This is a genomic window from Shewanella sp. SG44-6, from assembly GCF_014164185.1.
In the GTDB taxonomy this organism is placed as follows: Bacteria; Pseudomonadota; Gammaproteobacteria; order Enterobacterales; family Shewanellaceae; genus Shewanella; species Shewanella vesiculosa.
Window position 1 is genome coordinate 1 of record NZ_JACJER010000150.1, and the last position, 9,652, is coordinate 9,652.

At 40.1% G+C, this 9,652-nt stretch carries 15 protein-coding genes; 3 read left to right on the forward strand and 12 right to left on the reverse strand.

The annotated features are described in order from the left end of the window. The 3 genes from H5185_RS19050 to H5185_RS19060 all read left to right on the forward strand — a co-directional run. On the forward strand, window positions 1–230 hold a 230-nt coding region (locus H5185_RS19050; RefSeq protein WP_182742878.1), incomplete at its 5' end, for a helix-turn-helix domain-containing protein. Between the two features lie 70 nt (window positions 231–300). Next, window positions 301–954, forward strand: coding sequence for a TrkA family potassium uptake protein (locus tag H5185_RS19055; RefSeq protein WP_124016106.1), 654 nt, complete (start codon window positions 301–303; stop codon window positions 952–954). Between the two features lies 1 nt (window position 955). Then, window positions 956–2,320 carry a TrkH family potassium uptake protein gene (locus tag H5185_RS19060; RefSeq protein WP_182742879.1) on the forward strand — a complete coding sequence of 455 codons (1,365 nt, stop codon included), beginning with the start codon at window positions 956–958 and terminating at the stop codon, window positions 2,318–2,320. A 237-nt stretch (window positions 2,321–2,557) separates the two neighbouring features. On the opposite strand, the gene H5185_RS19065 is transcribed toward H5185_RS19060, so the two are convergent. The 12 genes from H5185_RS19065 to H5185_RS19120 form a co-directional block, all read right to left on the reverse strand. Further along, window positions 2,558–3,121 (reverse strand): sugar O-acetyltransferase, encoded by a 564-nt coding sequence (locus H5185_RS19065; RefSeq protein WP_273059135.1) that lies wholly within the window; start codon window positions 3,119–3,121, stop codon window positions 2,558–2,560. Window positions 3,122–3,231: 110 nt separating this feature from the next. Next, window positions 3,232–3,636 carry a hypothetical protein gene (locus H5185_RS19070; protein ID WP_182742880.1) on the reverse strand — a complete coding sequence of 135 codons (405 nt, stop codon included), beginning with the start codon at window positions 3,634–3,636 and terminating at the stop codon, window positions 3,232–3,234. Window positions 3,637–3,714: 78 nt separating this feature from the next. Then, window positions 3,715–4,089 (reverse strand): hypothetical protein, encoded by a 375-nt coding sequence (locus tag H5185_RS19075; protein ID WP_182742881.1) that lies wholly within the window; start codon window positions 4,087–4,089, stop codon window positions 3,715–3,717. Between the two features lie 81 nt (window positions 4,090–4,170). Continuing rightward, entirely contained in the window at window positions 4,171–4,521 is a 351-nt protein-coding gene (locus H5185_RS19080) for a hypothetical protein (RefSeq protein ID WP_182742882.1), read from the reverse strand. A 101-nt stretch (window positions 4,522–4,622) separates the two neighbouring features. Then, on the reverse strand, window positions 4,623–5,090 hold the full coding sequence (locus H5185_RS19085; protein WP_182742883.1) for a hypothetical protein: 468 nt from the start codon (window positions 5,088–5,090) through the stop codon (window positions 4,623–4,625). A 108-nt stretch (window positions 5,091–5,198) separates the two neighbouring features. Next, on the reverse strand, window positions 5,199–5,462 hold the full coding sequence (locus H5185_RS19090) for a hypothetical protein (RefSeq protein WP_182742884.1): 264 nt from the start codon (window positions 5,460–5,462) through the stop codon (window positions 5,199–5,201). A 62-nt stretch (window positions 5,463–5,524) separates the two neighbouring features. After that, on the reverse strand, window positions 5,525–5,944 hold the full coding sequence (locus H5185_RS19095; protein ID WP_182742885.1) for a hypothetical protein: 420 nt from the start codon (window positions 5,942–5,944) through the stop codon (window positions 5,525–5,527). 104 nt (window positions 5,945–6,048) lie between these two features. Beyond that, window positions 6,049–6,492: a hypothetical protein gene (locus H5185_RS19100; RefSeq protein WP_182742886.1), complete on the reverse strand. Its 444-nt coding sequence runs from the start codon at window positions 6,490–6,492 to the stop codon at window positions 6,049–6,051. 490 nt (window positions 6,493–6,982) lie between these two features. Continuing rightward, a complete protein-coding gene (locus tag H5185_RS19105) occupies window positions 6,983–7,354 on the reverse strand; it encodes a DUF4440 domain-containing protein (RefSeq protein WP_182742887.1) in 372 nt (123 codons plus the stop codon). 131 nt (window positions 7,355–7,485) lie between these two features. Then, on the reverse strand, window positions 7,486–7,860 hold the full coding sequence (locus H5185_RS19110) for a hypothetical protein (protein ID WP_182742888.1): 375 nt from the start codon (window positions 7,858–7,860) through the stop codon (window positions 7,486–7,488). Window positions 7,861–7,903: 43 nt separating this feature from the next. Next, on the reverse strand, window positions 7,904–8,128 hold the full coding sequence (locus tag H5185_RS19115; protein ID WP_182742889.1) for a hypothetical protein: 225 nt from the start codon (window positions 8,126–8,128) through the stop codon (window positions 7,904–7,906). A 902-nt stretch (window positions 8,129–9,030) separates the two neighbouring features. After that, on the reverse strand, window positions 9,031–9,652 hold a 622-nt coding region (locus H5185_RS19120; RefSeq protein ID WP_182742890.1), incomplete at its 5' end, for a peptidoglycan DD-metalloendopeptidase family protein.

A 9,652-nucleotide genomic window follows, 5' to 3' on the forward strand; every position in this document is an offset into this window, starting at 1 on the left:
AGTTCGCCTTTATTGAGCTCTTACTGGCTCAGCCGGGAAATCTGGTTAAGCACGAAGTCCTGCTTAAACGGATTTGGGGACCGAGTCATCAGGAGGACACTCATTATCTGAGAATTATGGTTAGCCAATTACGTAAAAAACTCAATAACACTGCTGAGCGACCATTTATCAAAACCGAAGCCGGATTAGGTTATCGATTAAATATAGTGACGGATCCTGATGATCAGTGATCGCTCGGTATATCAAGTTATCGATCGGGCTATTTCGTTTTCTTTTTATCAACAAAAATACAGGTCATAAATGGCACATTTTACAGTAATTGGCTTAGGCCGTTTTGGAGTGTCAGCTTCTTTAGAGCTGATCCATTTAGGGCACACGGTAACAGGCGTGGATCTTGACCCTAAAATTGTCGAGAAATACGCAGAAGATCTAACCGAGTCGGTTATATGCGACTCTTCTGATGAGAGCGTTTTGAGGGAGCTTAATCTGTGTACGAGTGAGGCGGTGTTGGTGGCAATTGGAGAGGACATGCAATCAAGTTTGCTCTGTACTCTGGCCCTTAAAAATATTGGTGTTAAAAATATTTGGGTAAAAGCCAGTACCAAAGCCCATCATACTATTGTGTCTAAACTCGGGGTACAAAGGATCATTCATCCCGAAGATGAAATGGGCATTCGAGTGGCTCAGTCACTCAATTATCCTATGGTGAATAATTATCTTGCCATTGGTCATGGCATTTATGTTGTGGAGATCCATATAAAACAGATCCTCAACGGTCAGACATTATCGCAAGTATTAGGCGACGTAAAAAACACCATTAAGCCAATAATGGTTAAACGGGAGGAAACTATTTTCTCTCAGCTCGAGCCTTTATTTGTATTACAGGCTAACGACATCTTGCTGCTGTGTGGCACGCGTGCTCAATTAAAATACGTTGCGCCAAGGCTGGTATAACATGATTTTATGGCATCCCTCTATCACGCCTATTGAGCGAAAACCCAAAGCGGGTAAGAAATTATTTGCAGCACCGCCGCTTATCTTATGTGGCAGCTTTGTCGTATTAATCTTGCTCGGGTCAGTGTTATTAAAATTACCGATAGCCACTGATGTCCCAATAAGCTGGCTTCAAAGTATCTTCACTGCCACCTCAGCGGTAACGGTAACAGGATTAGTCGTTGTTGATACTGGTACGGCTTTCACGCCTTTTGGTCAGATTGTTATTGCCATATTAATTCAATGTGGTGGTTTGGGTTTGATGACGTTTGCCATTGTGACCTTAATCGCATTAGGGGGTAAGATTGGCTTTTTACAAAGTACTGTCGCACGAGAAGCATTTAATCAAACCGACTCGTCAACCTTAGTTTCAACAGCGAAATCAGTGATCATTTTTGCGCTCATTGTTGAATGCATTGGTATGCTAATTTTGACCCTGTATTGGCGTAATGAATTAGGTTGGGAAAAAAGCCTATTTCATGGCTTTTTTTATACTATAAGTGCATTTAACAATGCTGGTTTTGCACTCAGTGCGGACAGCTTGATGCCTTACGTTGATGATGTAGTGGTGAATATAACGATTACGTCGCTGTTTGTTATTGGCGGACTAGGATTTTCTGTTTGGATTGATCTTAATCGAAATCGAAAATGGGCGCGTTTAACTGTCTATAGCAGAATGATGATCTTGGGAACCATTTTCATTAATGCAATCGCTGTTATCCTGATTTACCTTATTGAATATGATAACCCAAATACATTAGCGCCACTGAGCGAGTCAGGAAAATGGTTAGCGTCTTGGTTTCAAGCATTAACCCCCAGAACCGCGGGCTTTAATACACTGGCGATTGATCAACTTGAAGATGCAACTACAGCAGTCATGTTGATGTTAATGTTTATCGGTGGCGGCTCGATGAGTACCGCAAGTGGCATAAAAGTGGTGACATTTATGATTTTAATATTAGCCACTTACTCCTATTTTAGACGTGATGAAGCGGTTTACGTGTTTAAACGTGAAATTCCAAAAGAAACCGTCAGCAAAGCGTTTGCGTTAACCATCATGTCTATCGGAGTCAGTTGTTTAGCCATATTTTCTCTGTTACTCAGTGAGAAAGCCCCTATGTTGGATATCATTTTTGAGGCAATCTCGGCCCTAGGTACAGTTGGCTTATCAAGAGGTTTAACTGCCAATCTGTCTAGCGCTGGCGAACTTATCATTATCTTCCTGATGTTTATGGGACGCTTAGGACCATTAACATTGGCCTATTTCCTCGCGAGCCCTCGGACTACCAAGCTGCGTTATCCATCAACCAAACTGGCTATTGGATAATTTAAATCGACAAAGATTAGATCACGAATATCACTTTTTGATTATAAAGTTTGATCACTTTCAAACTCACTTTTGGACATTTCGGAGTTGGAACATTAATGTTAATTCGTAAGTTTCAGGTTAAATTTTCTATGGGTAACGAATAGTTAAGAGGAAAAAAATTATTGACTAAAATTAGCGACGAAGGAGCAAAAGCCAACGGTTTTTTGTCCTTTTAAACGACTTATTATGAGTAAGTTACACCGTAGTTGTAATCTGTTTAATTACTTTCGCAGGATTACCACCGATGACAACATTGCTACCAAAGCTCTTTGTAACTACTGCCCCTGAAGCAACAACTACGTTATCACCTAAAGTCACTCCAGGATTAATTGTTGCGTGCCCCCCAATCCAGCAGTTATCTCCGATAGTAATTGGTTTGGCAAGTTCTAGTCCGCTATTTCTCTCAATTGGGTCTAAGGGGTGGGTTGCAGTATAAATGCCTACTTGTGGTGCAATCATACAATTGTCGCCAATTCGAACCTCTGCTACATCTAAAATAACACACCCAAAGTTAACGTAAAAATTTTCTCCAACGTGAATGTTAGAACCGTAATCACAGTTAAATATTGACTCAATATGTATATTTTTACCCGTACTACCGAACAGAGACTTTAATAATTTAGTTCTTACCTGTAAATCTGCTACAGAGGTTTGATTTAACTTCTCTGTCGTTAGGCGAGCACTTAATCTCATCTCAACAAGTTCTTTATTGCTAGGATCATACAATTCCCCTGCTAGCATTTTTGATTTTTCTGACACTTGATGAAGCTCCTTAATACAAGATTTACTCATAACACCCCAAGCAGCGGAAAGCGAGAACGCTGTGGCGCAGCCAGTGACTGATTGTCCGAAACTTGGTTTGTTATGTGTTACCAAACTCGGACCTTTGTTTCTAAATAAATGGAGGTTTCGTCCAACTCTCCAGATGGCATAATTGTAATTGACTTAGTTTCAACTAATTTATCGACCGCTACAGCTTCATGCAACCAGAAGTCTTCACGATCAATAAGTTGTTCTGGATATCCACCGGCACTGTGGTAGTCGTTATCTAATATTTCTATGGAAATAACATCAACCAATTCACCATCTTCAAGCAAGGGACCTGCGTGGCTAATCTTCCCATTTGTAATTTCAAATTCAGAAGACTCCCACCACTCATCTGAACCTACAAGAGGGTTTTGATCGAAAAAGCTGGGAAAGGCAGCAGCAATTTCTTCATTTATATCTGTTGCCCACTCACAAGATTCTGACTTAAGGTCAAAAATTATTGTCACAAAACCTCCAGTAACACATAACGCCCCGCGCATGCGCGCGAACTTGTGAGCGTCGCAGGGGCCGAATGACGCAGATTGTTATGTGTGAATTTCAAATCGAAGCTCCCCGCCAGATATTTTTATATTGCCAAAATTACCGGTAAGCTCAAATCCACCGTCGACTACCTGCAATGTATCAATGTTGCCATAATCAATTGAACCGTCTGGATCAGTTGATGACATCACAGCTGATTTGGGCTTTAAACCAGATACGGAAACTGCATTAGTGAATTGAAGTATTGCTTTTCGGTAACACGTATATTCATTTAGCTTTGGCTCAACATAATATTTGGACTCTGGCCAAATGCTGGCCTCCAGCTCAAAGCACAGACAGTTATTCTCAAAACCCCAATCTAAAACGAAAGAATCATTGAGATCGATACCTTTAAAGACTTTCATTTGACGCCAATCCATAGTCATTCACACACACGCGAGCAACTTGTTGCGAGTTGTGCGCCCAAAGGGCGCGTTTGTGCTGGCGATTGTTATATGCCATTAGCCTAACCACTCGGCAAGAGCATCAGAAGAAGAGAAACCTAGCATCATAAGGTTATTCTTATTCTCACCAAACGCTAACGCGAATTCGTTTTCTGCCTCAAGCGTAAGCAGCCAATTGTCTTCCCACTTTGCGATAGCCCAAACGTTATTCGATTGATACATTTCCAAATAGTATTCAGGAAAACATGCCGAAGCGACAACAACGTTTTCAGGTTCTATGACATACCCAAGGAGGTCTTTCTTGCGCTCCTCAACGTAATCCTCATAAGTCCTTCCTTTCGAAGTAATAACCTGTGGCTCATCTTGGAATGAAGCTAGTAACTTGGATATAGCGTCTGATTTAGTCATGGCATATAACGCCCGGCTACCGAGCAAATTTTTGATGGCGGCTTTTGTGCGTGTTTTTGCACGAAAGGTGACAGCAGAAATTTGTCCGCCGCTGCCATTTGTTATGTAATTTCATAGCGTTTCAAAGACTTACAATCTTTCGAATCGGACGGCCACAATATTACCTTGTATAAATCATCAGCTGATTCCCACTCCACCGTAATTGAGTCGAGCCCCTTTGCCAAAGACAATAACGCGTAATAGCCTTTAGGCAACTCTATGCGCGTTGCATCAGGCAAATAATCAGTACAACCATAAACAACGCATTTCCCCGAGGGAAAGCTTACAAAGCCTAAACAATCATGATCCCATTCGTTCAAATCGACTTTAGGCTCGCTCTCTAATACTTCAAGTTCAAATTTAACATCAATATTTCGATAAGTGCCAACAGCAACAGTATTTTTAGCGATTGCTAGTTTTATATCCAGCGCCTCATCCGTCCATATTTCTGACATATCATCATCTGCTTCATCATCCATGAGATAAAGCTGAAAATAGTCTGCAAAAATGTCAAATTGATGAATGATCATGATTCCTCATATTAACATAGCGCCGCATTAAGCGGACTAAAATTGTGGGTTATACTGTGGAGCGAAGCGAAACATAAATCACTGTTTTAGCTAAGTTTAAATACCTTGCTATAAGTGCTTTAGTAAAGAGCAAAATATGCAATCACCAGTATTTTTATCAACATACATTTCAATTGGATTATGCCGATCTGCATCAAGATGAAAAATGATATTGTCGTATTTTCCTGCATAGTCAGTTGAAAAATATTTATCGATAAATACATTTATATTGCCACATTGAGGCCAGCATTTATCAACCTGTACAACTTTTCTGCCAGCCTGCTGTTCTAACTTAATAATAGCTTTTAGTTCATCACATACTTGAGATAACACCGAACCTCCTTGTACTTATAACGCCAGTAGCAGGCGCAATATTTGTCGCTTGCCTACTTTTGTTATACATTGCGAAGGCCCACCCAATAGGCCACTTTATTGAACCCATCATTTTCAATTACTTGAGGATGTGTTGAATATTTAAGCATAGTCTCCTTAACCATTTCCTTGCCATAGGTCTTTACACAAGGAAGAATCAGAAACTTGTTAGAGCTAGGGTTTGGCTCCAACATAGAGGCTAAAACCAAGTCTTTTAGTAGCGATTTTGGCAATGGATTTACCTTACTCATCACTTTTGCAACAAACCACTTTTTACGCTTATCTTGAAGAGCGGCTGTAAACCACGCAAGCGCCTCAGGGTTATCACGCGGAAAATTGCTTGCAACGAATCTTATGATTTCATTAATTTTGTGATGAGCCGAATTCTTATCTTCGGCATTAATAGCCTCGTCATATTCGGCTGCAAGTTCATCTAAGTTCATAAATTCATTCTGCATAACGCCGTAATTTTCGGACGGAGTGAGATGGCGCTTTTTGTGCTCCGCACAGAACGTGACAGCACACGGAGTTCCGCAAGATTGTATTGTTAAATGCTGAGTTCAACGGTTTCACCATCGTTGTTTATATATTGAATGCCATTGTATTTTTCTCTTGTTCTTGACCATTTAGCAGTTGCCTCAACCGGAAGTTGGTAACTATTACTTAACAAAAAATTAAACATACTTTCAATATCTTTTTGCTCAGGTTTGACGCCGCCATACCAAAATGAAAACCCTTGATCATTTGCTACTAAAGTAAATGATGACGCACCATCGTAAATACCTAAGGCTACCTTTCCATTTGCGAACTTAAATTCAGCCAACTCTAACTCAATGGTGTCTGCTGAGAAATCAGGATGGGTATCTGGAATTACATGTTCAAAAGCATCGAAGCCTTCTTCGTCATTTTGGTAAAAGCACCATCGATGAGATTGTAGATCTTCCAATGTTACTTCTTCAATCAGTTTAGGCTTGCACATATTTATTGCCATTTAACGCCGCCAGAAGAGGCGCAGCTTTGTTAGGTGAGCTAGTCGTGGCAAATTGCATGCTCGGCTACACCGTTCGAGATTTCATTGAAGCAGCCAAAAGCGTCTTTCTCGTTACCACGACAGAAACCGGTTGTTTTAGCCCCCTTCTCGAGTACCTCCCTTGAAGTGCATGCCCCTTGGCACTCACTGCTGTCAGTGCAAACTTTCCCTCCGTCCGAGTAGATTTCTATACAGGACGGAGTTCCAAACATGCCAACTGCTGCCACTGCTTTGCCTTCCATTATACAGCTGTACACATCAAGCTCTTTGAGAGCCTCCTTGCGCATAGCTTCTACTTCTTCGTCCATTGACTTCGTAGTGGCGCATGAGATCAGCAAAAAGGATACGCAGGTAATCCAAAAGAGACGCATATGTCTATTCACCTAACGCCGCCATAAGCCGCGAAACGGTAGGAGCGTAGGGAGCGTAATTAATGGCATTATTAGGGTTACTACTCAAATGCTTTACATAAGGTGCCCTGATGGAAGATCATTTGCCACCTCCCATTTATCAGAGACCATATTGAACATCGTAATGAGTAAATAGCGGTTGTCTCACCACCTTTTACCATTACAGCTTTATAAAGTAACTGGGCACATTTGGGCGCTAAATGTCTCAATTCATATTCAGATGCAATGATCTTAGGAGGCAATTCTGATGGCAGACGCTCCAGAGCTTCTTTTTTTCCAAATCGAACTCCAGAACCACCAATTTCAGTGAACTCATCCGCAATTAGTTCATCCAATTCGCCATATGAAGCTCTGGTCTCAGCCTTAAATAAATGCTCTTCTAATTCGATGAGCTTCGCCTTTAAATTTTCCACCAAATCTCCAAGTAACCCTAACGCTTCGCATAAACTGCGGAGCAAGTTGGGCGCTTATTTTGCGCCGTTTGTTTTTGCAAAAAAAATCGATCCACTTGTGGAGTCAGGTTTAATGCGTTTGTTAGGAGTGCCTACTCCTGATATCTAGAGATAGAGAGTTTTTTAGCTTTCTCAACTGCTACAACACCACTATCTAAAAGGATTTTACCTAATATTTCATCGCTTCTTTGAGAAGCCATATTTGAATATTTATTCCCAATTTTTTGCGCGACATAACACCATGCATAAGCTTCTTGTAAGTCTAGTATTGGTTTTTCGGTTGATAATGAAACACACAAACCAAACGGAGCGAATTCGTATTTAAACTTCGCTGACTCTAGTAGGAACTCAAGTCCCAAATTAGGATCAAATTCCTTTCTATCTTCTTTAAATAGCTCTGTACCGATCACGAACAATTGCTCTGGCGTATATTTGCTTTTATCTTCTGCAAATACGGCACCTGACATTAGGAACGATAGTAAAAAAATATGCAGCCTCATTATAACTACATTACTCGTTAACTAAGACTAAACGTTTTAATATTGGCTTGGCAATAAATATAGTGGTGATTACAAAAACAAGTGCAGATACACCTAAAGTAGCTAACTCTCCAAGCATAAAATATGAAGCAATAGTTTTATAGATTAATATGAAAAATAAGAAGTTTAAAGCAGCAAAAATGATAGCTATTACAATAGTTACTTTATCGCTATATTTTAAATTTAATTCATCCATAAATTGAAACTTACACCTTAAGTTTGCCTGTAGTTATAACAGCTTATTGAACGGCTCACCCGATAAAGTCGGCTGTTCAAGTTATTGATTAATAGCATCCTATATTTTTTATCTTATTGATGTAAAACGATAAGTTATTATTGAACCATAAAAACAAATCGAGGTTGCACGATAAAAGTGGCTAAAAAATGATAATTATTTTAAATAAATAACTATCAACAACTTAGGGGTAACGAGATTATTCCACCATACGACTTTCGTTTGCTTATTCATCGTTCTCATTCAATTTGCCCTAAAAAATTATTATAACTGTATATAAAAACAGTTAACCAATATGTTCATTAAATTAACAATAAATGGTCTTTGCTACAGAGGAATTATGATCTTTTTTATTAAAGAGAAATGATGACCCATAAATGAAATAGAACGTTATTCCTAACTTGGAACGAGGCAAAACCAAGTTAGCGGTTAACTTAACATTCGTAACAAATGAAGCTAAATCGAAGAGATAGCATGAACCAGTGAAGATGCGACTGAAGGTATCGAAAACAGGAACGTCTTCGTTAAGTGGCGTAAAGCGTGTCACAGCAGTATCTGCACATCAGCCCAATGCAGGTGATTGACTACAATGAAACTACAAGCTTCAAACCCATTTAACCAATACCCACTCAGCTAAACACGACTCAACCAAACATAAAAAATGCCAGTTTAGCGGCAATACTGTAGTGGCTATTTGCTAATGGCCAGGAAATACATGCCCATGCATAATGACGTCAGCGTAACTAAATACGGTGTATGATTAAACTTAAGAAACAAAATAAAAATGCAGCCATCAGGCTGCATTTTCATTTTGTACTAACGCTAAGCAATTGAGATAAATAGCGTGGATTAATCGAGGTTAATTAGCCTAAATCCATCATCATGCTTCGGCTTTTAACCAAAGCTTGAAAGGCTTGCAATTGCTTTTTAGGTAATACTTTGGCTTCTGCGATATTGGCTTTCATCGCGTCAACAGGGCGACCATTTACAATGAATTCATAATGTAAATGAGGACCTGTTGAAGCACCGGTATTACCCGATAGGGCAATCACTTGACCACGAGTCACTCGCTGTCCTTTTTTAACCAAAAACTTCGACAAATGTAGGTAGCGAGTGCTGACTTTATTATCGTGTTGAATCACAACATAGTTACCCGCAAAAGGATGCTTAGTCACCAAGGTCACCACACCATCACCGGGAGCCACAACAGGAGTACCAATTGGAGTTGCAAAGTCGGTACCATTGTGAGGACGCACGCGGCCTGTAATAGGATGTTTGCGATTAGGGTTAAAGCGAGAACTCAAACGGTATTGCCTATTAAGCGGTACACGTTGAAAAGCTGGGGTTAAACTTTGGCCTTGGATGTCGTAATAGTTGCCATCAGTGTTTTGAAATGCGGTTATATCGCGACGACTGGTATTAATCCTAATACCTTCAATCGTTGTCATCCCCGTTAGTTCACCTTCAACGAACTGATCATTTACC

Excerpts from the sequence above, each read along its gene's own strand:
- H5185_RS19055 (WP_124016106.1), top strand. The coding sequence starts at position 301 with ATGGCACATTTTACAGTAATTGGCTTAGGCCGTTTTGGAGTGTCAGCT.
- H5185_RS19060 (WP_182742879.1), top strand. The coding sequence starts at position 956 with ATGATTTTATGGCATCCCTCTATCACGCCTATTGAGCGAAAACCCAAA.
- H5185_RS19075 (WP_182742881.1), bottom strand. The coding sequence starts at position 4,089 with ATGGATTGGCGTCAAATGAAAGTCTTTAAAGGTATCGATCTCAATGAT.
- H5185_RS19080 (WP_182742882.1), bottom strand. The coding sequence starts at position 4,521 with ATGACTAAATCAGACGCTATATCCAAGTTACTAGCTTCATTCCAAGAT.
- H5185_RS19085 (WP_182742883.1), bottom strand. The coding sequence starts at position 5,090 with ATGATCATTCATCAATTTGACATTTTTGCAGACTATTTTCAGCTTTAT.
- H5185_RS19095 (WP_182742885.1), bottom strand. The coding sequence starts at position 5,944 with ATGAACTTAGATGAACTTGCAGCCGAATATGACGAGGCTATTAATGCC.
- H5185_RS19100 (WP_182742886.1), bottom strand. The coding sequence starts at position 6,492 with ATGGCAATAAATATGTGCAAGCCTAAACTGATTGAAGAAGTAACATTG.
- H5185_RS19110 (WP_182742888.1), bottom strand. The coding sequence starts at position 7,860 with ATGTCAGGTGCCGTATTTGCAGAAGATAAAAGCAAATATACGCCAGAG.
- H5185_RS19115 (WP_182742889.1), bottom strand. The coding sequence starts at position 8,128 with ATGGATGAATTAAATTTAAAATATAGCGATAAAGTAACTATTGTAATA.